Here is a 24,149-nt window from a genome sequence, read left to right as displayed (position 1 = left end):
CTGCTCGCTCGTTTGATCGTTCGGCTGCTTGTTCACTACCGCTTGATTGCTCGCTTGGCTGCTTGTTCGCCTGCCGCTTGACTGCTTGCTTGCCTGGCTGCTTGTTCGCGCGTTTGCTTGGCCGTTTGTTCGCCTGCCGTTTGCCCGCTTGCTTGCTTGGCCGTTCGTTCGCTTGCCTGCCTGGTCGTTGGTTCGCGCGCTCGCCCTTGGTTCGCTTGGTTGCCCGCTCGCTCGTTTGCCCGCTTGCTTGCCTGGCTGCTTGTTCGCTTGCTTGCTTGGCTGCTTGTTCGCTTGCTTGCTTGGCTGTTGTTCGCTTGCCTGCCTGGTCGTTGGTTCGCGCGCTCGCCCTTGGTTCGCCTGGTCGCCTGCTTGCTTGTTTGCCCGCCCGCTTGCTTGGCTGCTTGTCCGCTTGCTTGCTGGGCTGCTTGCCCGCTTGCCTGCCGCTCGCTTGTCTGCGTTCGCCCGCCGCCTGCTCGTCCGTCCGTTCACTCGCCGTCTCGCTCGCCTGCCTGCCCGGCCGTCCGAGCATTCCCCCGCCCGCTTGTCCGCCCGTTCGTTCGACCGCTCACCCTTCGGTCATCCGGCCGCCGTTCGCTTGCCTGTCCACTCGCCTGCCGAGCGTCGCTCGTCTGTGAAGCGTGCTTGCTGCCTGGGCATCGAACCGGGGCAGTGAGGTGTGGTGCGGCGACCCGCGCGCGGGACTAAGGGCGCAGGGTGCTGGCGAGGATGCTGCGGTGGGTGGGCTTCGCCTCTTCGTAGCGCTCTCGGCCCGCCGGGGTGAGGGTGATGAAGATGCCCCGCCGGTCCTGCGCGCAGATGGCGCGTTCGACCAGGCCCTCGCGTTCCAGGCGGGCGACCAGGCGGGAGGTGGCGCTCTGGCTCAGGTGCACCGCTTCGGTCAGGTCGGTGCCCCGGCACTTGTAGTCGCAGGTGGCCAAGCGCTCCAGGGCCTCGAACTCGTTGATGCCGATGCCGTGCTGTTCCTGCAGTCGGCATTCGAGCGCGTTGAACACCGCGGCGTGCCGTGCGGACAGGGTGCGCCACTCCTGCACCAGGGTCTGCTCGGCGACGTCGCTCACCCGGCCAAGATAGCATGCAGCCGAATCATATGCAAGTGCATTAAATGCGTTGGCATTAGATGCATGCGCATGTAATGTCCCCCGCATGAGCTCTTCCGCGCACCTGTCCACCTCCTCGACCCGGTGGGACGCCCGCCTGTGGGGCGTGCTCCTCACCGTCTCCACCGTCGTCGGCCTTGATGCGCTCGACGTGTCGATGGTCGGCGTCGCCCTTCCGTCCATCCAGGCCGAACTCGGCCTCTCCACCAGCGCGCTGCAATGGGTCGTCAGCGGCTACGTGCTCGGCTACGGCGGCCTGCTCCTGCTCGGCGGCCGCACCGCCGACCTGCTCGGCCGCCGCCGCGTCTTCCTCGTCGCGGTCGCGGTGTTCGCCGTCGCTTCGTTGTTCGGCGGGCTGGTCGACAGCGGGCCGTTGCTCATCGCGAGCCGGTTCATCAAGGGGCTGGCGGCCGCGTTCACCGCCCCGGCCGCGCTTTCGATCATCACCACGACGTTCCAGGAGGGCCCCGCCCGCAACAAGGCGATCAGCATCTTCGCCGTGTTCGGTGCCAGCGGGTACTCCGCCGGGCTGGTCTTCTCCGGTCTGCTCACCGAGGTCGGCTGGCGCTGGACCTTCCTGCTGCCGGTGCCGATCGCGCTCGCCGCGCTGGTCGCCGCGCTCAAGCTGATCCCGCACTACCGGCCCGAGAGCAGCGGCGGTTACGACCTGCCCGGCGCGATCACCGGTGCCGCCGGTTCACTGCTGCTCGTCTTCGCCGTGGTGGAGGCGCCGGAGATCGGCTGGGCGTCGCCGCGCACGCTGGTGTCCTTCGCGCTCGCCATCGGCCTGCTGGTCGCCTTCGTGTTCATCGAGAAGCGCTCGAAGCACCCCCTGCTGCGCCTCGGCATCCTCCGCTCGGGCCCGCTGGCCCGCGCCAACCTCGGGGGCGCGCTGTTCTTCGGCGCGTACATCGGTTTCCAGTTCGTGGTGATGCTCTACCTGCAGTCGGTGCTGGGCTGGTCCGCGTTGCAGACCGCGCTGGGCTTCCTGCCGGCGGCGCTGATCGTCGCCTTCGGCTCGCCGAAGATCGAGCCGCTGATCGACCGCGTCGGCACGCCGCGCACCATTCTCGCCGGTGTCGCCGCGCACGTCGTGGGGTACGCGTTGTTCCTCGGCATCGACGAGGGTTCCAGCTACGCCGGTGCCGTGCTGCCCAGCATGATCCTGCTCGGCGTCGGCTTCACGCTGGCGTTCTCCTCGCTGAACATCCAGGCCACGGCCGGTATCGGCGACGACGAGCAGGGCCTGGCCGGTGGCCTGCTGAACACCTCGGTCCAGGTCGGCGGCGCGATCGGCCTCGCCGTGGTCACCGCGGTGCTGACCGCCAACGGCGGCGAGGGCGCCAACGTGCTCAACGGGCTCACGCCCGCGCTGGCCGTGGTCACCGGCATCGCGGTGCTCGGCCTGCTGGTCGCTGTTTCCGGCGTCGTCCGGCGCTCGCGGGTGGCGCAGCCCGAACTGGTGCTCGCGGCGAAATAAGCCACGATCCGGGGGTCACGGCGGTGGGTGCCGCGAAGGCGGCGCCCACCGCCGTGCTGGACGGTGCCGCGGCTTCGGTATACCTTTGCGAGCAAAGATGATTTGTTAGCAAAGGGGTTGGCATGACGGTTCTGGTCACCGGGGCACGTGGCAACGTCGGCAGCCGGGTGGTCGCCGAACTGGCCCGCCGCGGGCACCGCGTGCGGGCCTCGGCCCGTGACGTCACCGGCCTGGAGTTGCCCGACGGGGTCGAGCCCGTGCAACTGGACCTCGTCGACCCGCACAACGCGGGGGCGGCACTGGCCGGGGTCGACGCGGTGTTCCCCTACCCGACCCGGGTGGCCCCGGCGGAGTTCCTCGCCGCGGCGGCGGAAGCCGGGGTGCGGTACGTCGTGCTGCTGTCCTCGCCGGACGTCTTCGAAGGCGCCCCGGACAACCCGATCCGCCGCGGCCACCTCCCCGCCGAACGGGCGGTGCGGGAATCCGGGTTGCGGCACACGGTCATCTACCCCGGCTGGCTCGCCAGTGACGCGCGCCGCGACTGGGCCGAGCAGATCCGGACCACGGGCCGCGTCGGCCTCGTGCACCCGGAAGGCCAGTTCACCCCGATCCACGAAGACGACATCGCCGAGGTGGTGGCCGAACTGCTCACCACCGGCCGCTACCACGGGCACAAACTCGTGCTGACCGGCCCGGAATCGCTGAGCCAGGCGGAGATCGTCGCGGTACTGGCCGACGAGCTGGGCCGTCCGATCCCGGTGGACGCGCTGACCGGGCAGCAGGCGCACGAACGCCGGCCGCCGTGGCTGCCCGAGGCCATCCTGGACCACCTGATCGACGTGGCCGAGCAGGCGAGCGGGATGCCCGCGCCGGTGAACAACACCGTCGAACGGTTCACCGGCCACCCGCCGCGCACGTTCCGCCAGTGGGCCGCCGAGCACCGGGCGGAATTCGCGCCGGGCTTGACACCTGTTCGACGATGAAGGGATGACACCGCGCGAGACACCGCCGTTCCGTGCCGATCACGTGGGCAGCCTGCTGCGCCCGCCCGCGCTGAAGGCGGCTCGCGAAAGAGCTGCCGCCGGTGGGATCACCGCAGTCGAGCTGCGGGCCGTGGAGGACGAGGCGATCCGCGAGGTCGTCGGGCTGCAACGCTCGGCCGGGCTCCGGTCGGCCACCGACGGGGAGTTCCGCCGCGGTTCGTGGCACATGGACTTCATCTACCGGCTGCGCGGCATCGGCCGGAGCGACGAGCGGCTGCACGTCACCTTCCACAACGAGCGCGGTGACCTGGAGTTCAGCCCGTCGGCCTTCCGCGTCACCGGCCGGATCGGGCTGGACGAGGTCGTCTTCGCCGACGACTTCGGCTATCTGAAGTCCATTGTGGACGATTCGATGACGCCGAAGCAGACCATTCCGTCGCCGAGCATGGTCTACTACCGCGGCGGGCGCGCCGCCGTGGACCAGACGGCCTACCCCGACCTCGAGGAGTTCTACGCCGACCTGGCCACCGCCTACCGCCAGCAGATCGCCGGAATGGCCGGGCTCGGCTGCACCTACCTCCAGCTCGACGACACCAGCCTGGCCTACCTCAACGACCCCGAGCAGCGGGCGATGGTGGCCAGGACCGGCGGCGATCCGGACAAGCAGCACGTGCGCAACATCGCCACGATGAACGCCGCCCTGCGCGACCGCCCGGCCGGGCTGCGGGTGACCACGCACCTGTGCCGCGGCAACTTCCGGTCGTCGTGGATCGCCACCGGCGGTTACGACTTCGTCGCCGACGCCCTGTTCAACGAGCTGGACGTCGACGGCTACTTCCTGGAGTTCGACGACGAGCGCTCGGGCGGGTTCGAACCGCTCCGGTTCGTGCCCAAGGGAAAGCAGGTGGTGCTCGGCCTGGTCACCACCAAGCGGGGTGAGCTGGAGAGCGTGGATTCCCTGCGGGCCAGGGTGGAGGCCGCCACCGAGTTCATCGACATCGACCAGCTCTGCCTGTCCCCGCAGTGCGGTTTCTCCTCCACCGAGGAGGGCAACGACCTGACCCCGGACGAGCAGAAGGCCAAGCTGGAACGCATCGTCGAGACGGCGGCGCTGATCTGGGGCTGACGCGTGCGGGCGTTCGCCGTCACCGCGCCGGGCGCGGGGGCGGTGCTGGAGGTCCAGCCGCCGGTGGCGGTCGCCGGTGAGGTCGTGGTGGCGGTGGAGCGCGCCGGTGTCTGCGGTACGGACACCGAGTTCTTCACCGGCGAGATGCAGTACCTCGCGGACGGCCACGCGCGTTACCCGGTGCGCATCGGGCACGAGTGGGCCGGCACGGTGACCGCCCTCGGCGAGGGCGTCGACCGGGGGTGGCTGGGACGGCGGGTCGTCGGCGACACCATGCTCGGCTGCCGGCGCTGCCGCCGGTGCCTGGGCGGCCACCAGCACGTCTGCGCCGACCGGCAGGAGGTCGGCATCCGGGGTGGCCGGGCCGGGGCGCTCGCCGAACGGCTGGCCGTGCCGGTGGATTCGCTGCACGCGCTGCCGGACGCGGTCGACGCCACGCTCGGCGCGCTGGTCGAACCCGGGGGCAACGCGTTGCGGGCGGCACGGGCGGCGAACGCCCGTCCCGGCGCGCGGGTGCTCGTGCTCGGGCCGGGGGCCATCGGCTTGCTCACCGCGATGTTCGCCAGGGCGGCAGGCGCGGAGGTCCACCTGGTCGGCCTCACCCCGGGATCGCTGGATTTCGCGCGGTCACTGGGGTTCGACCACGTCTGGACCGCCGGAGACCTGCCCCGGCTGCCGTTCGACGCGGTGGTCGACGCCGCCAACGCGGCCGAGCTGCCCGCCTGGGCGCTGGACCTGGTCGAACCGTCCGGCCGCGTCGTCTACATCGGACTCGCCGGACGGCCGAGCCGGATCGACACGCGCACGCTGGTGCTCAAGGACGTGACCGCGATCGGCATCCTGAGCGCGTCACCGGGGCTGGCCGAGACGATCCGGCACTACGCGAGCGGGCTCGTCGACCCGCGGCCGCTGGTCACCGCGACCGTCGGGCTCGGCGAGGTCGCCGAGGTGCTCGCCGGTCGCCGTCCCGGGCCGAAGGTGCACGTCGACCCGCGGCTTTAGGGTGCCGTTCCACCCGACTTTCGTCTGGCCGGTTTTGTCGGAAGGCGGTGCTTTCCCACGCCACCGCCCGGATTCGTGCGAATCTGTTACCGCGCCGGCGCACCTCGTTCCCCTCCCCGTCCCCAAGGAGCGAACCGTGCGATCCAAGAAGATCAGTTTGCTGGCCCTCGGATTTGCCGTGCTCACGGCGGTTCCGGCGTGGGCGGCGGCCCAGGCCGCACCCGTGCGCGCGCTGACCGCGGCCGAGCAGCGCGTGCTCGACCAGCAGCCGCTCGTCCAAGCGGCCGAAGCCCTGCGTGCCCGGCTGGCCGGGACCGACGGCTACGCCGGCATCGTGCTCGAAACCTCCGACGTGGTGCTGTGGTGGAAGGGCTCGACCACGCCGGCCGTCGACGAAGCGCTGGACGTGGCCAGAGCGTCGGCGCCCGTCCGGGTCGCTTCGGCGGCCCACAGCGAACGCGAGCTGGACGCCGCCGCCGATCGGCTCAACTCGTGGTTGCGGGAGAACCCGGAGTCCGGTGCGTATGGCGTGAAGAGCCCCGGCGACGGCAGCGGGCTCGTACTCGCCGCGAAACCCGGGGTCACGATGGCGATGAGCGCACTGGACGCCGTCGCCGGGGTTCCGCTGCGCGTGCTGCCCGAGGAACCGATGGCACCGGTGTCCCGCGGTGACGACGCGCCGCCGTGGAAGGGTGGCGCCCGCACCTGGAACCAGACGGCCGGCACCATCTGCACGGCCGGGTTCGGTGTGCGCAACGGGGCGGGCAACCAGTTCGTGCTGACCGCCGAGCACTGCGGGCAGAACGGGCACCGGATCACCGACGGCGCCGGCGAGTTCATCGGCAACGTGGGCCAGGGCCACAACGACCACGACATCGCCCTGGTCCCCACCTCCCAGGCGAGCAACCGGATGTACGTCGGCGGTGGCGGCAGCAACACCACCGAGCAGGTGCTCGGCTGGACGCACGTCTTCGTCGGCCAGCTGCTCTGCCAGAGCGGGGTGACCAGCGCCGAGCAGACCGGCAACCCGGTGTGCGACCTGAAGGTGCTGTTCTTCTGGCAGGACGCGGAGGACCTGGTGGAGGTCGAGCAGCAGCAGGGCCAGCCGGGTGCCCGCGGCGGGGACAGCGGTGGCTCGGTCTACCTCAAGGCGAGCGGCGGGGTGCGGGCGGCGGGCACGGTGACCCGCGCGGCCGGGCCGCGGATGGGCTTCCAGGACTTCGCCACCGCCAACGCCGACTTCGGCGTGTACATCCCCTGACGCTCAGGCGCCGGTGGTCGACCCGGGACGGACGATCATCAGCACCACAACAACCGCCCAGAGCAGGTTGAACCCGCCGGTGAGCATGGTGAGCCGGGTCGCGAGGCGGCCCGGCTCCGCCTCTTCCGGGAGGTCGAGCAGGCGCTGCTGACCGGGCAGGATGGCCAGCACGAGCACGCCGGCCGCGACGGCGGTGAGCACCACCGAGACGAGCAGCCAGGCGTCGGTCAGCACGCCGAGCGCCGCGCCGGTGGCCACGCCGAACACCGGGACCGCGATGCCGACCACGGCGTACCCGCGGCAGATCCGGTGCAGCAGCGCGCCGCCGCCGCCTTCGGCGCGCGCGTACCGGGGGAACAGCGACGCGGCCACGGCGATCGGCCCGACCACCAGGATGGCCGCGAGCACGTGCACGGACAGCAGGAACTTGGTCAACGGAACCCCTCTATATGTAGGCTGCCAATATGTACCCTTCCTACTGCATGGATAGGTAGGCTGTCTACCTATGAGAGCGGACGCGGTGCGCGGGCACCTGGACGGACTGCTGCTGGCGGTGCTCGAACCGGGCCCGCTGCACGGTTACGCGATCATCGCCGCGGTGCAGCGGCGCAGCGCCGGCGTGCTGGAACTGCGCACCGGCACCGTCTACCCGGCGCTGAACCGGCTGGAACGGCTCGGCCTGCTGCGCAGCGGCTGGCAGACCGACGGCGAACGGCGGCGCCGGTGCTACGAGCTGACCGATGCGGGCAGGCGCGGGCTGGCCGCCGAACGCAGCGGCTGGGCCGAATTCACCGCGGCGATAGGCTCGGTGCTCAACGTGAGGGGAGCGCAGTGAGCGATCCGGTCGAGGACTACGCCGCCGCGTTGTCGGCTGCCCTGCACGGCCCGGCCCGCGCCAAGGCCAGGCTGGTCGGCGAAATCCGCGACGGCCTCGCCGACGCCATCGCCGAACACCCCGGAGTGCCGTACCGGGAAGTCCTGCGTGAGTTCGGCACGGTCGAGGAACTCGTGCCCGGCTGCCAGCGCGAGCTGACCATCGGGCAGACCCGCGCCACCGCCCGCGTGGTGGCGCTGACCGTGCCGGTGCTGATCGCCTGCTGGCTGGCCGTGTGGAGCGGGAGCGAGGTCCCGGAGGTCGCGCAGGTGCTGGCCGCGATCGGCGTGGTCGCCGTGCTGGCCGCCGGCATCACGCTGGTCACCACCGGCGTGCTGGCCCGGCGGCTGCCGATGCCGCCGCTGCTGCCGATGGTGGCCGCGTGGACCGGGACCACCGCCGGTGTGGCGATGCCGCTGGCCACCGTGGTGCTGGCGATCGCGGCCCCGGCAGGCGGGTGGGCGCTGGTGGTGCCCGCCGCGCTGCTGACGGTGGTGTCGCACGGGGTGGTGGCGGCTTCGGCCCGCGCCTGCCGCCACTGCGCCCGGTTGCCGGTGGTTCAGCCCAGCGCTTCGTAGACCGCGGTGGTGCAGGCGGCGCTGCGGTCGGAGCCGATGATGCCCGGCGCCATCCGGTTCATCAGGTAGGTCAGCGTCAGCCCGCGGTCCAGGTCCATGATCACCATCGAGCCGCCCCGGCCGCCCCAGAAGCAAACGCGGCCGTCCGGGAGCCACGGCAGCACGTCCTGGCGCGGCAGGCCGAAGCCGATGCCCCAGCGCAGCGGGATGCCGAGGCCGAGGTCCACGCCGTGGGCCTGCTCGTCGAAGAGCAGCTCGATGGTGTCCTGGCCGAGCAGGCGCACACCGTTGACCGTGCCGCCGCGGGGGATCACCGAGAGCAGGCGCCCCAGCGAGCGCACGTTGCCGTGCCCGTTGACCGCGCCGAGTTCGGCCTGCCGCCAGGCGGGGGTGTTGGCGGTGCTCGGGTCGATCGCCGGGCCGGTCAGGGTCCTCACCATGATGTTGTCCGGGCCGAGCGCGGCGAAGCCCAGCTTCGCCGCTGGCGGCGGAACCACGTCGGCGATCCGGTGCCAGTCCGCCCGGGGCGCGCCGAATCGGAAGTCGGCGTCCAGCGGCCCGGCGAGGTCGTCGTCGATGAACTGCCTCAGCGACTTCCCGCTCACCCGCCGCACGACCTCGCCGATCAGGTGCCCGAAGTTGGCGGCGTGGTAGCCCGAAGCCGTGCCCGGCTCCCACCACGGCGCCTGCTGCGCCATTCGCGCGGTCGACTTCTCCAGGTCGTAGAGGTCCTCGGGTGGTGGCGGGCTGATCCAGGCCCGACACCCCGGAGGTGTGCGAGAGCAGGTGCCGGACCTCGACGTTCTCCTTGCCGTTGGCGGCGAATTCGGGCCAGTAACGGGCGACCGGTGCGTAGGGGTCGAGCGCGCCCCGGTCGGCGAGCACCAGCGCGGCCAGGCTGGTCACGGTTTGGTGGAGGACCAGACGTTCGTGATGGTGAGCTCGTCCCACGGCGTGGTGCGGGCCTGGTCGCGGTAGCCACCCCAGAGGCCGACGACGCGCTCGCCGTCGAGGTCGAGCACCAGCGAAGCGCCCAGCTCCTCACCGGCTGTACGCGGCGGGCCTGCCCGGCCGGACGGGCCCGCGCGGGTGTCAACGCTCGGTGAGCCCGACCTCGGCGGCGATCATCGGGGTCAGCGTGCGGGCGTATTCGCGGTTGAGGTGGTCGTTGTCGTAGTAGACGACCACGTTGCCGATCACGCCGTGGCACTGCCTCGGGTCGCAGAAGTAGTCGGTCAGGTCGATCAGGTGGACCCCGGGGTTCCGGCTGGTGCGGGCGGCCTCGGTGAGCGGATCCGGCGGTTGCGCGAGCCCGCGGTCCACCCCGCACAGGACCGGCCGCTGGGCGTTGATGCTGACGCAGTCGGGCTGGCGGACGTCACCGTTCAGCGGCGGATCGGCCAGCACGTACACCTTCGCGCCCGCGGCGGTCCAAGCGCTCCAGTAGGTGTCGAGCCCTTCGCGGTACTGCGCCAGCTGCGACCGGCCGGTGCCGTCGTCGGCGATTTCCTGGCGGGCGAAGAACGAGGTGAACACGTACGCGGGCCGTTCGGCCGCGATCGCCGACGCCAGGTCCCGTGACCAGTGCGTGCAGTTCGGCACGTCGATCCCGCCACCGGAATCTTCGGTTCCCGCGCGGAACCCGCGGTAGGAGATGTCCGCCATCGGGCAGGCCCCGAGCAGGCCGAGCTTGACCACCCAGCCGTGCTCGCGCGCCAGGTCGAACAGCGGTGCCTGCCACTGCTGCGCGTGCGAGTCGCCGACCAGCCAGACCACCTTCGGCCGCGGGGCGCCCTGGCTGAAGTCGCAGACGCTGACGGTCTTCTTCTCCCCGGCCAGGTGCGTGCCGAGCCAGTCACCGCATTCGGGCGGGCGCTGGTGGTACTCGCTGGACGGCCCGAGGAACGGCACCGTCGCCGGGCCGAACGGCACCTCGCATCCGCTGTCCGGCGCCAGCGCCGCCGCGCCGTGGCAGACCTTCACCGTCTCGCGCTTGGCGGCCACCTCGCTCTGCCGCACCTCCCTGTCGTAGACCCAGCTCAAGCTGGTCGACGTCAGCGCGACGACGGCCATGCCGGCCACCACCGCGGTGAGCGTGAGCCTCGAACTCTCGGCGATCGGCCGCCAGGTCATGCCGCGGTCCTCGACCAGCACCTTGGTCAGCCAGGCCAGCAGGACCGAGCAGGCGAGCAGGCCCAGTTGCTGCCACAGGGACAGTTCCGCCGAACCGAGTGCGAACGGTGCCAGCACCAGCAGCGGCCAGTGCCACAGGTAGAGCGAGTAGCTGATGCCGCCGAGGAACTGCACCGGCCGGGCGGCGGTGAACTTGGTGTGCCACTGCGCTTCGGCACCGGCGAGGATGACCAGCCCGGTGCCCACGGTCGGCAGCAGCGCGAGCAGGCCGGGGAAGTGGGTGTCGTGGTCGAAGAACACCGCCGAAACCAGGATCAGCGCGAACCCGGCCCCCGAAGCGATACCGGCCCGCCGCTTCGGCAGGTGCAGCTTCGCCGCACCCAGCGCGATCAGCGCCCCGATGGCGAACTCCCACACGCGCACCGGCGTGACGAAGTACGCCGACGCCTTGGAAACGGCGGTGAGGTGCACGCCGTAGACCAGAGACGCGGTGCCGGCGACGGCGATCCCGGCCACCATCGCGCGGCGCCCGCGCAGCCGGAACAGCAACAGCAGCAACACCGGCCAGACCAGGTAGAACTGCTCCTCCACCGACAGCGACCAGTAGTGCTGCGCGAGGCTCGCCGAATCCGACAGCGCCGAGTAGTCCACCGAGTTGGCCGCGAGCAGCCAGTTCTCCACGTAAAACGCGCTGGCCAGGACCTCCGCCGCGGTCGCTTCCCAGCGCGGGAACGGCAGCAGCAGATAGGCGCCCAGCAGGCTTACCAGCAGCACCAGCAACGCGGCGGGCAGCAGCCGACGAGCCCGGCGGGCGTAGAACTTCCCGAGCCGGATGCGGCCGGTGCCGTCGACTTCGCGGTGCAGGTGCGCGGTGATCAGGAAGCCGGAGATGACGAAGAACACGTCGACCCCGACGTAACCGCCGGTCAGCCCGAACGGCCAGAGGTGGTTGAGCACCACGGCGAGCACGGCGATCGCCCGGAGCGCCTGGATGTCGGTGCGGAAACGGGTCTGGATCGCCAACAGGATTTCTTTCTCGGCTCGCGGGCGGGCAGGGGGTCATCTAACTCGATCACGGCGCCGGGAGGCCAATTCCCCGCTGTGATCTGGTCCACAGCAACCGCGGGCAACCTTTTCCTTGTGCACGCGGGGTTATCGCCGACGGTGCAGGGGCAACAGAGCGCTCAGCACCACCGGTGGCGATACCGATCAGCACGACGGTGCCGCACTGCGTTCGCCCCCCCGATTCTCGGCCACGCACCGGCCGCGAGGATCAGCAGGGTCGCCAGCAGGTAGTTGGTCAGCGCCATTCGACCAGTGGTTCGGCCAACGCACTCAGCGCACCACGCAGCGGGAAACCGATGGCCAGTCCGCTTACTGGCCAGAGACTGGCCGACCACCGACGCCGCGAACACCACGAGCAGCACGACCGCCAGGCCGAACCCCACCAGCCGCCGGGCCCGCAGTACCCGCGGCTGGCCGTGCCGACGTCCGGCGCTGTCCAGGACAACCAGGCCGCCGGGTGGTCGCGCTGACCGAACGCCAGGCCGAGGTCCGGTCCCGCCTGGCCCACGGCCGGCCCAACCAGCAGATTGCTGGCGAGACTCGGCGCGCCCGCCGCCTCGGCGTCGACTGGCCCGTCGGCGCAGATCGTCGAGCTGTGCGTGCGCACCGGCTCCAAGACCTGCAGCAACGGCTGGGGTGGCATCGGCATCGCGAACCACCACATCCACAGTTGGTCGAACACCCCTGACCGCGACGGCAACGCCGTTTCACTTCGGCTCGTCAGTGCTGACCAACCGTTGAGGGGACGCCCGGCGATTCAGCTACCCGTCGCACTGGGCAGCATTGCCGGGCATCCCGAGACCGCGTATTCCGCGCTGTACTCGAAATGCCATTCTTCGTTCTCGTAACGGCGGCACCACCCGAGCGCTGCCCCGTTGCGTTCCACCCACGCGGCGGAGGCGAGCGGCTGGATGTCCACCGCGATGCCCTGCACGTGCATCGACTTCTCCGGCGGCAGGACGTAACGCCCAGCCAGTTCCGCGGTGCCGAACCTCTCCACCGCCTGGTCGAACTCCCGTTGCTGCTGCGCCGAACTGCGCTTGCTGTCGTTCACGCACAACTGGACGCCCTCCGCCCCGGCTGCCGCCCGCAGCCGCTCCCAGGCCGCCAGCACGTCCGGCCGCAGCCCGACGACCGGTTCGTCGGCGTACCGCTTGTCCAGCGGGCAGACCGGCCCGGTTTCCGGCCCCGGAACCTCGGCGAGGATCGCCTCCGCGCGCCCGGCGACCGGGTCCTCGCCGAAGGTCACCTGGCCCGTCGCCCCGAGCGTCACCACCGCGGCTATCGCCAGCACCAGTGCCACCACCGTGCTGATCAGGGTTCGGTTGTCTCCGGAGGAAGTCCCTGCGGCTTCCGAGGGCTCTGCGGTGGCATTGGGCACTGAACCGATGCTAGCGACGAGCTTCCACCGCGGGCGACGTGCCCAGTGTCACGCGATCAGGTCTGGTTCACCAAGCAACCTCCTTCCTGCAATCGCAACGGCACGCTGTTCGACACGCCGCGGTGGTGAAGCGGCCGATCGTGCTCACCGGCGTGGAACACCGCCCTCGTTCGCCAGGGGCACCGCCCTCTCGGATGCCTTCGTGGGGCCAAGCGAGGGTTCACGCGCCCGGGATCGCCGCTGACCTGTGACCACCGCCTGGTCGACGGTGCGGGCGCGGGCTGGTTCCTCGCCGCCATCAAGCGTCTCGAAGAGGTCACCTTCGAGGACGAACTGGCCGATGAGCACGGGTGTGGCGAAAACGGGGCACTGCCCTCGCTCGCCAGGCAGGCGCCGCTCACTCGGACGCCTCCTGGCCACGGGGGTTCACGCGGCCGGCGGCCGCCCAGGCGCCTCCTCTGTCCTCGCCGCCGACCGATGTGCCTGTCGGCTGAGGAGGTGGAGTTTGCGCTGGTGCCGCCGAGCGAGACCGGCTCGGCGAGCCTCGTCGAACGCCACCCGGATGACCTTGTTGTGTGCGCGCCGTCCGCACGGCGGCTGCAGGGAATTCACGTGTGCTCCTTCAATGACGGAGTGTGATCACGGACTGGCCGCAGCCGGACAGCGGCGTGCTGCGGTGGAGGGTCAGCGGTCGCCACGGCAACCGGGGTCATCGCCGGGGAGAGCACGTGCTCTCCCCGGCCGCTCACTGCGCACGTCGGCGATGGACTCGCCTGGCTGGTGCCCCCGGCAGGACTCGAACCTGCGACCTAGAGATTAGAAGGCTCTTGCTCTATCCGGCTGAGCTACGAGGGCCTGCGTCGATGCCACTGCTGGCCTCGTGCACGCCAGCAGCTTAGTCGCCGTCACCCTCTCGATCGTTCGATGCTGTCGAATCGTTTCAGGGTCTTCGCACGAACTACGCGAGCGAGTCGGCTCTCGTCGGCTCCTGGTGTGCTCGAGAACTAGGTTCTAGCTGGTCGGAGCGGTCTTCGGGGGTCGCGGCCGGGGCGGTGTGGCATCGCGACCTCCTGTCCGTGCGGGTGAGCTTCATGGTCGATTCGCGTGCGCAATTTTCGGGCACACGACCACCATTGGTAAACATTAACCGCATTCTCGGCTCCTGGGTAACTCGGGGGCGAGGCCGATATTCGGCCGTTGGCTACGGTCGACAGTCGACCGGCGACGCACCGTGCGCCTGGCTTCGAACGAGATCCGCACCACCCCGGCCGGACCCCGGCGGACGTTCGCGTGCGGGGGACGCGAACGGCTCCCTCTTCCGCCGGGGTCCGGATCGGGTCCCGCCGGCACCGCGCCTCGGAGTCGAGTCGACGGGCACCGGCGGGCCACACCGGGCCGCTGTTCGGGGTCGGCGGCCCGGGGTCACCCGCGGCCGGGCAGCTCCGAGACCGGAGTGCCGCGGGAGTTCCGGTGGATCAGTCCCACACCTGAATGGCTCGCACGGTGAACGGGGCTTGCGGAACATAGGTGCCGCCGCCCGGATAGGTGGTGAAGTCGCCTTCGGTGGAACAATCTTCTCCCTGGTACACGGTTACCATGCGATCCATCCGATTGACAAAGGAATACGCGGTGAAATCGGTGAGCAGTGGAACGCATTCCTCGGGATTCACCGTGCGCAGGTCCATGCGCTCCACGTCGCCCCCGTAGTGCTCCTCCGTCCATACGCAGAACTCGCCCTTCTGGCAGCTGACCTGCGTGTTCCCCGTCTCTGACGGGACCGGCGCCGAGGCGTGGGCGAGGGTGCCCATGCCGAGCACCCCGATGGATGCGAGCATCAGGATCTTCGGCAGCCGCGAACGCAGGGACTTGATGGTCCTGGTCATTTCTTCCCCCTGTTTTTCCGTGTTTGCGGGTGGATTCGGTGATGGCTCCACGATGGCTGGTGGGTGGTGGATTTGTCAGCAGGGAAATCGTCATCTGTGGACAAGTGGGGATTCGTCACCCGGACGGGTAATGGATGTCCACAACCTTGGAACCGGTACTTGCGTGGGGCTGGGGCGAGTGGTACCGGCAAGAACCCGCTTGCGCTTCTGAAGCGCTTAAGAGACGCTGGGGCAACAAGTTCCCTGGAAGGAGTGGGATGGTCAGCGCACGTACCGCGGTGTTCGTCGTGTTCGCCCTCAACGGCTGCGCGCTCGGCTCGTGGGCACCCCGGGTGCCCGCGCTGACCACGCAGGTCGGGGCCGTGCCGGGGTCGCTGGGGCTGGCCCTGCTCGGCGCCAGCGCCGGCCTGCTGATCGCGGCCACGGTGACCGGGCGGCTGGTGGAACGGCTGGGCGCGCGCCTGGTCATGGCGCTGTCCACCACCGCCGCGGCGCTGTGCCTGGCCGCGCTCGGGCTGACCACGTCGGTGCTCTGGCTCGGCCTGACCCTGTTCGCGCTGGGCGCCGCGATCGGCGTGCTCGACGTCTCGATGAACGTGGGCGCGGTCTTCGTCGAACGCCAGCTCGGCAAGCCGCTGATGCCGGTCTTCCACGCCGGTTTCAGCTTCGGCGCGCTGGCGGGCGCGCTGTTCGCGGGGCTCGCCGCCGCACACGGGTGGTCGCCGGCGCGCCAGTTCGTCGTCGCCGCGCTCGCCGCGGTCCTGGTGCTGTTCGCCGTGGTCCGCTCGTTGCCGGGGGTCAAGCCGAGCCCGGAGACCACCGTGGAAAAGCCCGAGGTGGCCCCGGTCAAGCGCCCGGTGTTGTGGTTGCTCGCGGCCATCGCGCTCTGCTCGGCGATCGCCGAAGGCGCCAGTTCGGACTGGTCCGCGTTGATGCTGGTTTCCGACCACGGCATGGCCGAGGGGCCCGCCGCGCTCGCCTACGCCGCGTTCTCCCTCGCCATGGCCATCGCGCGGCTGACCGCAGGGGTGCTCCAGGCCAAGTTCGGTGCCCGCCCGGTGCTCGCCGGTGGCGCGCTGCTCGCCGCGGTCGGCCTGGTCGCGGCGGCGTTGATCAGTTCGCCGGTCGTCGGCTTCGCCGGTTTCGCCCTGGCAGGCGCGGGTCTGGCGGCTTCGTTCCCGACGGCGCTCGGCTTGGCGGGGGAGGCGGGCAAGCGGGCCGACGGCGGTGGTGGTGAGCGCGAGATCGCCTTCGTCACTTCCCTCGCCTACACCGGTTTCCTGGCCGGACCACCGGCCATCGGTGGTATTGCCCAGCTGACCTCACTGTCCACTTCGTTCCTCGTGGTCGCGCTGGTCGCGGCCCTGATCGCCCCGGCGACCCTGGCCGCGTTGCGCGCCGGTCGCCGGGAACGGGACCGCAGTTACCGCTGATCGGCCGCCGGCAGTGGCCCATCTCATGTCGGCCGGTCGTTTCGCACGCCAGCGGCCAATCGATGCTCATCATGAGCAGATGGCGGCTAGCTGGTCGCGCAGCCTTGGACTTACGCTCGTCTCGTGCCCGAAGAATCCACCGCGACCAAGACCGCCCCCGCTCCGGCTTCCCGAGGCAACGTCGGCCCGCTGGTCACGGTGGGGGTCCTGCTCGCCGTGCTGATCGCGACCGGGCTCGTGGCGCTGACCGGCGGGGCGGGCTCGGTGATCACCGGGCTGGCCGATCCCGGCGTGGTCACCCGGTACGGCATCACCGTGGTCCGCGTGCTCGCCGAGGCCGCGTCCACGCTCTGCGTGGGCTCGCTGCTGCTGGCCGCGTTCCTGGTGCCGCCGCAGAAGTCGGGCGTGCTCGGCCCGGAGGGGTACGCCGCGCTGCGCACCGCGGGCATCGCCGCCTGGTGCTGGTTCTTCGCCTCGGTGACCTCCATCTACTTCTCCGCGGCGGACGCCGCCGGTCGCCCGGTCACCGAACTGCTCGACCCGCAGGCGCTGCTGCAGATGGTCGACGCGATCGAGCAGCCGAAGGCCTGGGTGTTCACCGCGTTGATCGCCCTGCTGCTCGCGCTCGGCTGCCGGCTCGCCCTGTCGTGGGGCTGGACCGCGACGCTGTTCTTCCTCGCCGTGGGCGGGCTCGTGCCGGTTGCGGTCACCGGGCACTCCGCCAGCGGTGGCGCGCACGACGTGGCCACCAACAGCCTGCTGTACCACCTGGTCGCCGCCGCGTTGTGGGTCGGCGGCCTGGTCGCGCTGCTGGCGCTGGGCTGGCGACGTGGCGCGCACCTGTCGCTGGCCGCGCAGCGCTTTTCGAAGCTGGCGCTGGTGTGCTGGCTGGTGATGGCGGTCTCCGGCCTGGTCAACGCCCTGATCCGGGTGGCTCCCGGCGACCTGCTGACCACGGACTACGGCCTGCTCGTGCTGGCCAAGGTGGCCGGGCTGCTGGTGCTCGGGGTGTTCGGGCACCAGCAGCGGCAGCGCGGGGTCCGCGGGCTGGTCGACGGCGCGGGCGGCGGTCAGCTGCTGCGGCTCGCCTCCGTCGAGATCCTGATCATGTTCGTCACCGTCGGGCTGGCCACCGCGCTGGCCAGGACACCACCACCGCAGGAGGTGACCAGCCAGCCGTCGAACACCGAACTGCTCATCGGCTACGACCTCAGCGGCTCGCCGAGTCCGCTGCGGCTGCTGCTGGACTGGCGGTTCGACCTGGTCTACGGCACGATCGCGCTGGTTCTCGCGGCGGTGTACCTGCTGGGCGTGCGCCGGTTGCGGCGGCGCGGGGACGCCTGGCCGGTCGGCCGGACCGCCGCCTGGGTGGCCGGGTGCGCGGTGCTGCTGGTGGCGACCTCGTCCGGCATCGGGCGGTACGCCCCGGCGATGTTCAGCGTGCACATGGGCAGCCACATGCTGCTGTCCATGGTGGTCCCGGTGCTGCTGGTGCTCGGCGGCCCGGTCACCCTGGCGCTGCGCGCGCTGCCGCCCGCCGGCAAGGACGATCCGCCGGGACCGCGCGAATGGCTGCTGGCGTTCGTCCATTCGCCGGTGTCGCGGGCGCTCACCCATCCGGTGGTCGCGCTGGTGTTGTTCGTCGGCTCGTTCTACATCCTGTACTTCTCCGGGTTGTTCGGTGCCGCGCTCAACTACCACTGGGCGCACCTGGTGATGAACGCGCACTTCATCCTGTCGGGCTACGTGTTCTACTGGCCGGTGATCGGCGTCGACCCGGCACCGCGGCGCATGCCGCCGCTGGGCAGGCTCGGCATGATGTTCGCTTCGATGCCGTTCCACGCGTTCTTCGGGGTGATCCTGATGAACACGCAGACCGTGCTCGGCGAGTCCTTCTACCAGGCGCTGAAGCTGCCGTGGACCAGCGACCTGCTCACCGACCAGCGACTCGGCGGTGGCATCGCGTGGGCCGCCGGTGAGGTGCCGGTGCTGCTGGTGCTGGTGGCGCTGCTGGTCCAGTGGGCGCGGGCGGACGAACGCGAGGCCAAGCGGTCGGACCGGCGGTCCGACGCCACCGGTGAAGCGGACCTGGCCGCCTACAACGCCATGCTCAAGCAGTTGTCGGACCGCGGTGAAGGCAAGCCGCCCGGAGGCTAGTTGTCCACAGCACCTCCGGTTGTCCACAGATTCGCCTTCGCCCCACCCCGCCCCTGCTCCTCGTCCCATGCTGGAAGCACGGACGAACCCGCAGGAGAAGGGCGAAGGACCATGGCGGTAGGCGAAACCCTGGTGACGGTGGTGGGCACGGTGCTCAGCGAGCTGACCACCCGAACGCTCGCGAACGGGCACAACGTGGCGAACTTCTGGGTGCGCAGCCACGAGCGGCGGCGGGACAAGGAGACCGACGAGTGGGTCGACGGCCGCGAGCTGACCGTGCGGGTCAACTGCTGGAGACGGCTGGCGGAGAACGTCGGCGGCAGTCTCGTCAAGGGCGATCCGGTGATCGTCTCCGGGAAGCTGTACACGCGGGAGTTCGTCACCGACGGGCAGAGCAGGTCTATAGCTGAGCTCGAGGCCTACGCGGTGGGGCCGAACCTGAGCCGCTGCACCGCCGTGGTCCGCCGGCGGGGCAGGCCGGAGCAGCCGGACCCGTTGTGGGAGACGAACGGAGAAGGGGAGGTGACCAGGGCACTCTCCCCCGGAGAGGGGATGAGCGCGGCGTGACCGCGGTGTCAGCCGAGCGCGCCCCGAGGTGACCGGCGTCGAGGCGCCAGCGCGACGGCTCTACGATCGCTTGCATGGCCGAGTTCATCTACACCATGAAAAAGGTGCGCAAGACCGTCGGGGACAAGGTCATCCTCGACGACGTCAGCACCGCCTTCTACCCCGGCGCCAAGATCGGCGTGGTGGGGCCGAACGGTGCTGGTAAGTCCACCGTTCTCAAGATCATGGCCGGACTCGACCAGCCGAGCAACGGCGAGGCGTTCCTGCAGCCGGGTGCCTCGGTGGGCATCCTGCAGCAGGAGCCGCCGCTGAACGAGGAGAAGACGGTCCGCGGCAACGTCGAGGAGGGCCTCGGCGACATCAAGGTCAAGCTCGACCGGTTCAACGAGATCGCCGAGCTGATGGCCACCGACTACAGCGACGCGCTGATGGAGGAGATGGGCAAGCTCCAGGAGGAACTCGACCACGCCGACGCGTGGGAGCTGGACTCCCAGCTCGAGCAGGCGATGGACGCGCTGCGCTGCCCGCCGCCGGACGAGCCGGTCACCCACCTCTCCGGGGGTGAGCGCCGCCGGGTGGCGCTGTGCAAGCTGCTGCTGTCGAAGCCGGACCTGCTGCTGCTCGACGAGCCCACCAACCACCTGGACGCCGAAAGCGTGCTGTGGCTGGAGCAGTTCCTGGCGACCTACGCCGGCGCCGTGCTCGCCGTCACCCACGACCGGTACTTCCTGGACAACGTCGCCGAGTGGATCATGGAGCTGGACCGCGGACGCGTGGTCGGCTACGAGGGCAACTACTCCACCTACCTCGAGAAGAAGCGTGAACGGCTCGAGGTGCAGGGCAAGAAGGACGCGAAGCTGGCCAAGCGGCTGAAGACCGAACTCGACTGGGTCCGGTCCAACGCCAAGGCGCGGCAGACCAAGTCGCGGTCCCGCCTCGACCGCTACGAGGAGATGGCCGCCGAAGCCGAGAAGACGCGGAAGCTCGACTTCGAGGAGATCCAGATCCCGCCGGGGCCCCGGCTGGGCAACGTGGTGGTCGAGGTCGATGACCTGCGCAAGGGCTTCGACGACCGCGTGCTGATCGACGGCCTGTCGTTCGACCTGCCGCGCAACGGCATCGTCGGCGTGATCGGGCCGAACGGTGTCGGCAAGACGACGCTGTTCAAGACGATCGTCGGGCTCGAGGAGCCGGACGCGGGCAAGGTGAAGATCGGCGAGACGGTCAAACTGTCCTATGTGGACCAGAACCGGGCCGGGATCGACCCGAAGAAGACGGTGTGGGAGGTGGTGTCCGACAAGCTCGACTACATCCACGTCGGGCAGACCGAAATGCCGTCGCGGGCCTACGTCAGCGCGTTCGGCTTCAAGGGGCCGGACCAGCAGAAGCCGGCCGGCGTGCTGTCCGGCGGTGAGCGCAACCGGCTGAACCTGGCGATGACGCTCAAGCAGGGCGGGAACCTGATCCTGCTGGACGAGCCGACGAACGACCTGGACGTCGAGACCCTGGGGTCGCTGGAGAACGCGCTGGAGCAGTTCCCCGGCTGCGCCGTGGTGATTTCGCACGACCGGTGGTTCCTCGACCGCGTCGCGACCCACATCCTGGCTTGGGAGGGCACCGACGAGAACCCGGCGAAGTGGTTCTGGTTCGAAGGCAACTTCGAGGGCTACGAGAAGAACAAGGTCGAGCGGCTCGGCGCGGAGGCGGCTCGTCCGCACCGGGTCACCCACCGGAAGCTGACCCGCGACTGAGTGGTTCGTGATAGGTCTGAAGTCCGCACTAGGCGAGCCCGACCGCCGCGATCAACCGACCGGAGAGTGCCGTGGTAGCGAGCAACCAGATCCGGCCGGTCGAGCAACTCCTCGACCGGGCGTCGGAGCTGCGGTTGCGCGCGCCCGAACTCGCCCTGGTGCTCGGCGAACGGGCGGCCTCCCTGGCCGAGGCCGCCCGGTCGGACCAGGCTTGGTTGCGGGCGGAGTCCCTGGTGGTCTTCGCCCGGGTGCGGCTGGGTGATCGTGCCTCGGTGACGGCGCGGACCGTGGCGGCGCTGCGGTCGGCGGAGCACCTCGGGTACTCGCTGCTCTCGGCGCGGCTGCGGACCGATCTCGCGGTGTGCGCGCGCAGCGTCGGGATGCCGCTGACCGGGCTGGCGTTGCTGCGCCCGGTGCTGGCCGAACCCGGGCTGACGCCGGGCGAGCGGGCCACGGCGTTGTGCCACCTGGTCGGTTGCATGGCGCAGCTGGGCCGGAAGCAGGAACTGGACCGGGTGCTGCTCGAGGCGGATCGGCTGTGCCTGTCCGACGAGAACTCCGACGGTGACACGCGGCTGGTGATGCGCTCGCTGGTGCGGGTGAGCATGTCCGGGCACCGGCGCAGGCACGGTGACCTGACCGGGGCCGCCGACGCCGCCCGCACCGGGCTCGGCTTCATCGAGCAGTTGCGCGACCCCTCCGCGGACGGCGGGCTGGCCAGGGCGCGGCTCGTGCTGCAACTGGTCTGCACGCTGCTGGACCGCGGCAACATCGAGATGGCGCTGGAACTGGCCGAGCCGGTGCTCGACGCGCCGCCGCGCGCGGGGGTGATCGGCCCGGCGAGCTGGTTGCGGCTGGCCGTGGCGACGCGGGTGCACCTGAGCACCGGTGCGCCCGAGGCCGCCGGTCTGCTGCTGCGCGAGGCGGTCTACGACGCGGATCGGCACGGGTTGCATTCGCTGACCGCGAAGTTGCTGCTGGAGTTGGCGCACGTCGAGGAACGGCTGGGCAGGCCGGCCGACGCGCTGGAGTGCCTGCGGCGGTCGCGTGCGGCCGAGCAGGTGCACCTGCGGATGCGGCGGCAGGCGTGTGCCGTGCTCGGCGGTGAGTTCGGTGGCGGGGAGCAGGCGCCGGTCGATCTGACCGACGTGCTCGCGCGGTCGCCGCGGACGAGCGGGGTGCAGGAGACCACGGTGATCCCGCGGATCACCGACTCGACGCCGCCGCCGGGCCGGGAGGTCGCGCGTCCCCCGGCGCAGCCTCAGCGGGCCGAGCCGTACCACGAAACGGCGCAGCGGGCCGAGGTGCCGCGCACGCAGACGGTTCGCGTCGAAGCGCCGCGCTTCGCGACTGAGGAGACGCAGACGGCCCTGCCGCGGTACGAACCGCAGCGCGCGGATGCCGCGCGTTACGAGCAGCCGCGGCCGGAGTCCGGCTACCAGCAGCCTGCTGCCGAGGCCGCGCGATACGGGCAGCCCGCATCCGAGGCTCCTCGATACGAACAAACCGGGGCGCAGTATGCGCCGCCTGCCGAAGCGCCGCGGTTCGAGCAGGCTGGAGCGCAGTCCGGAGTGGAGGCGCCTCGGTTCGATCAGGTGGCGGCGGCGCAGTACGGCCAGTCAGAGGCACCGCGGTTCGAGCAGGCTGCTTCCGCTCAATATGGCCAGCCTGTCGCCGAGCCGGTGCGGTTCGAGCAGGCGGGCTCGGCTCAGCACGGCCAGTCCGGGGCCGAGGCGCCGCGGTACGAGCAGGCTGGGGTGACCCAGTACGTGTCGGCTGCGGGGGAGGCGCCGCGGTTCGAGCAGCTGCCGCCTGAGGTGGCGCGGTATGCGGCGGTGCCTCGGTATGAGCAGCAGCCGGTGACGGGGGCACCGCAGTACCAGCAGCCCGCCGCTGATGTGCCGGTCTATGGACAGTCGGCCGCGGAGGCGGCCCGCTACGGGCAGCCCGCTGCGGAGGCGGCCCATTATGGGCAACCGGCTGCCGAAGCGGCCCGTTACGGGCAACCGGCTGTTGAGGCGGCTCGTTATGAGCCGCCTGCTGCGGAGGCGGCCCATTATGGGCAACCCGCTGCGGAGGCGGGCCGCTATGGGCAACCTGCTGCTGACGCGGCCCGTTACGGGCATCCGGCTACCGAGGCGGCTCGTTACGGGCATCCGGCTGCGGAGGCGGCCCGCTATGGGCATCCGGCTGCGGAGGCGGCCCAATATGGGCAACCGGCTGCCGAATCGGCTCGCTATGGGCAACCGGCTACCGAGGCGGCCCAATACGGGCAACCCGCTGCGGAGGCCGCCCACTACGGGCAAACAGCCGGTGAGCCGGGTCGGTACGAGCAGGCTCGGCAGGAGCAGCCGGCTGCTGGGGCCCGTCCCGCGGAGGCGCCTCGGTACGAGCAGCCCTCCGAAGGGGCTCGGTACGCGTCGGCTGGATCGGGGCAGGCGACGGCTGAGACCGGGGCGACGCAGTACGTGTCCGCGTCCGGGGAGACGCCCAGGTACGAACTGGCACCGCCGCCCGCAGCGGAACCCGAGCCCCAGAAGCCCCAGAAGACACAGGAGTCGAAGAAGGAGCCGCACGTCACGACCCGCCACGACGCCGAGCACGGATCCGTGGCGGCGAGGTCGGTGCTCGACCGGCTCGGGGTGTCGGCGTCCGGGTCCGGTGGGGGGCGTCGCCGGGCGGGGGACAAGCCGGTGGAGGAGCCGCCGCCCGCGGAGCCGGTGGCCACGCCCGAACCCGAGAAACCGGCCCAGCAGGAGGAGGGCTGGCTTCCCAAGCTCCGCCTGCCACCCTCGCTCGCACCGGTGGACGAGTACACCTCCGACTACGGCAAGCCCAACTACGACCTCACGAACGGCGACTACACCCCACCCGCGCCACCGGCGGATTTTGTGATCCCCGCCGAAGACCCGCCGCCGGACGCCGGGTTGGCCGAACTGCTGGCGCTGGCGCTCGCCGAGCACCGCGCCGGGACGTCCAGTGCCGCCTCACTGGTCAAGCGGCTCGGCACGCAGGGCGACGGGGAGCAGGCGCAGCCGGTGAACGGCAGTGCCCGCCGCGGCGAATACGACCACGGCCGCCGTCAGGCCGGCGGGGAAGCCTGAGCGGAACTGGGGATCCGGCCAGTATCCGGTGTGGCTTCGCACACCGGGCGATTGTTCTTGCCACGAACTGAATCGAAGGCTGAATCGAAGCCGCCAGCCTACGCCGGGGAACGCTCGTTCCCCCGCCGACGGCGGTCGTTCCGCCTCAAGCCGAAGGCAGTATTTTCGTGCCAGGTAAAGCCCATACTGGGGCGAGCGAGAGACACAGCGTCAGTGACACAGCGTGGTGTCGGGAACGGGAGAGTTGCCTGCA

At 70.7% G+C, this 24,149-nt stretch carries 18 protein-coding genes, 1 tRNA gene and 1 pseudogene; 12 read left to right on the top strand and 8 right to left on the bottom strand.

Translation table 11 applies throughout. From position 1 onward, the window contains the following. Window positions 1–701: 701 nt before the first annotated feature. Window positions 702–1,079 carry a MarR family winged helix-turn-helix transcriptional regulator gene (locus AC07EG_RS36755; protein WP_478257877.1) on the bottom strand — a complete coding sequence of 126 codons (378 nt, stop codon included), beginning with the start codon at window positions 1,077–1,079 and terminating at the stop codon, window positions 702–704. An 85-nt stretch (window positions 1,080–1,164) separates the two neighbouring features. Between AC07EG_RS36755 and AC07EG_RS36750 the strand changes: the two genes are divergently transcribed. The 5 genes from AC07EG_RS36750 (at window position 1,165) to AC07EG_RS36730 (ending at window position 6,970) form a co-directional block, all read left to right on the top strand. After that, window positions 1,165–2,598 carry an MFS transporter gene (locus AC07EG_RS36750; protein WP_478257876.1) on the top strand — a complete coding sequence of 478 codons (1,434 nt, stop codon included), beginning with the start codon at window positions 1,165–1,167 and terminating at the stop codon, window positions 2,596–2,598. 122 nt (window positions 2,599–2,720) lie between these two features. Then, window positions 2,721–3,581: an NAD(P)H-binding protein gene (locus tag AC07EG_RS36745; protein ID WP_478257875.1), complete on the top strand. Its 861-nt coding sequence runs from the start codon at window positions 2,721–2,723 to the stop codon at window positions 3,579–3,581. Between the two features lie 4 nt (window positions 3,582–3,585). Beyond that, complete coding sequence (locus AC07EG_RS36740) at window positions 3,586–4,707, top strand: 5-methyltetrahydropteroyltriglutamate--homocysteine S-methyltransferase (RefSeq protein WP_478257874.1); 1,122 nt, start codon at window positions 3,586–3,588, stop codon at window positions 4,705–4,707. Window positions 4,708–4,710: 3 nt separating this feature from the next. Further along, window positions 4,711–5,709, top strand: a complete 999-nt coding sequence (locus AC07EG_RS36735; RefSeq protein WP_478257873.1) for a zinc-dependent alcohol dehydrogenase — start codon at window positions 4,711–4,713, stop codon at window positions 5,707–5,709. Between the two features lie 136 nt (window positions 5,710–5,845). Beyond that, on the top strand, window positions 5,846–6,970 hold the full coding sequence (locus AC07EG_RS36730; protein ID WP_478257872.1) for a chymotrypsin family serine protease: 1,125 nt from the start codon (window positions 5,846–5,848) through the stop codon (window positions 6,968–6,970). 3 nt (window positions 6,971–6,973) lie between these two features. Here the strand turns inward: AC07EG_RS36730 and AC07EG_RS36725 are convergent, their stop codons facing one another. Next, entirely contained in the window at window positions 6,974–7,405 is a 432-nt protein-coding gene (locus tag AC07EG_RS36725) for a hypothetical protein (RefSeq protein ID WP_478257871.1), read from the bottom strand. 70 nt (window positions 7,406–7,475) lie between these two features. On the opposite strand from AC07EG_RS36725, the gene AC07EG_RS36720 reads away from it, so the two are divergent. Both AC07EG_RS36720 and AC07EG_RS36715 read left to right on the top strand, forming a co-directional pair. Beyond that, window positions 7,476–7,805, top strand: a complete 330-nt coding sequence (locus AC07EG_RS36720) for a helix-turn-helix transcriptional regulator (protein ID WP_478257870.1) — start codon at window positions 7,476–7,478, stop codon at window positions 7,803–7,805. Next, window positions 7,802–8,422, top strand: a complete 621-nt coding sequence (locus AC07EG_RS36715; protein WP_478257869.1) for an HAAS signaling domain-containing protein — start codon at window positions 7,802–7,804, stop codon at window positions 8,420–8,422. The genes AC07EG_RS36720 and AC07EG_RS36715 overlap by 4 nt, the downstream gene beginning before the upstream one ends. Here AC07EG_RS36715 and AC07EG_RS36710 read toward each other — a convergent pair. The 6 genes and pseudogenes from AC07EG_RS36710 to AC07EG_RS36685 form a co-directional block, all read right to left on the bottom strand. Further along, window positions 8,404–9,307, bottom strand: a pseudogene (locus AC07EG_RS36710) (serine hydrolase domain-containing protein). The gene AC07EG_RS36715 and the pseudogene AC07EG_RS36710 overlap by 19 nt on opposite strands. Window positions 9,308–9,514: 207 nt before the next feature. Continuing rightward, complete coding sequence (locus AC07EG_RS36705; protein ID WP_478257868.1) at window positions 9,515–11,578, bottom strand: acyltransferase family protein; 2,064 nt, start codon at window positions 11,576–11,578, stop codon at window positions 9,515–9,517. 277 nt (window positions 11,579–11,855) lie between these two features. Then, a complete protein-coding gene (locus AC07EG_RS36700; protein ID WP_478257867.1) occupies window positions 11,856–12,269 on the bottom strand; it encodes a hypothetical protein in 414 nt (137 codons plus the stop codon). A 108-nt stretch (window positions 12,270–12,377) separates the two neighbouring features. Then, window positions 12,378–12,914 (bottom strand): D-alanyl-D-alanine carboxypeptidase family protein, encoded by a 537-nt coding sequence (locus AC07EG_RS36695; protein ID WP_478257866.1) that lies wholly within the window; start codon window positions 12,912–12,914, stop codon window positions 12,378–12,380. An 865-nt stretch (window positions 12,915–13,779) separates the two neighbouring features. Continuing rightward, window positions 13,780–13,856 (bottom strand) — tRNA-Arg (locus AC07EG_RS36690). A 620-nt stretch (window positions 13,857–14,476) separates the two neighbouring features. Continuing rightward, on the bottom strand, window positions 14,477–14,884 hold the full coding sequence (locus tag AC07EG_RS36685) for a peptidase inhibitor family I36 protein (protein WP_478257865.1): 408 nt from the start codon (window positions 14,882–14,884) through the stop codon (window positions 14,477–14,479). 257 nt (window positions 14,885–15,141) lie between these two features. Between AC07EG_RS36685 and AC07EG_RS36680 the strand changes: the two genes are divergently transcribed. The 5 genes from AC07EG_RS36680 to AC07EG_RS36660 all read left to right on the top strand — a co-directional run bounded on the left by AC07EG_RS36680 (window position 15,142) and on the right by AC07EG_RS36660 (window position 23,896). Next, the gene (locus AC07EG_RS36680) at window positions 15,142–16,317 is read left to right on the top strand and encodes an MFS transporter (RefSeq protein WP_478257864.1); all 1,176 of its coding nucleotides are present in this window, start codon (window positions 15,142–15,144) and stop codon (window positions 16,315–16,317) included. 123 nt (window positions 16,318–16,440) lie between these two features. Beyond that, entirely contained in the window at window positions 16,441–18,474 is a 2,034-nt protein-coding gene (locus AC07EG_RS36675; RefSeq protein ID WP_478257863.1) for a bifunctional copper resistance protein CopD/cytochrome c oxidase assembly protein, read from the top strand. Between the two features lie 111 nt (window positions 18,475–18,585). After that, window positions 18,586–19,041 carry a single-stranded DNA-binding protein gene (locus AC07EG_RS36670; RefSeq protein WP_478257862.1) on the top strand — a complete coding sequence of 152 codons (456 nt, stop codon included), beginning with the start codon at window positions 18,586–18,588 and terminating at the stop codon, window positions 19,039–19,041. A gap of 74 nt (window positions 19,042–19,115) precedes the next feature. After that, the gene (gene ettA / locus AC07EG_RS36665; RefSeq protein ID WP_478257861.1) at window positions 19,116–20,792 is read left to right on the top strand and encodes an energy-dependent translational throttle protein EttA; all 1,677 of its coding nucleotides are present in this window, start codon (window positions 19,116–19,118) and stop codon (window positions 20,790–20,792) included. A gap of 71 nt (window positions 20,793–20,863) precedes the next feature. Continuing rightward, window positions 20,864–23,896 (top strand): hypothetical protein, encoded by a 3,033-nt coding sequence (locus AC07EG_RS36660; protein ID WP_478257860.1) that lies wholly within the window; start codon window positions 20,864–20,866, stop codon window positions 23,894–23,896. The last annotated feature ends 253 nt before the right edge of the window (window positions 23,897–24,149 follow it).

This window comes from Amycolatopsis sp. NPDC045836, assembly GCF_056431745.1.
This window is presented reverse-complemented; position numbering and strand designations above follow the sequence as displayed.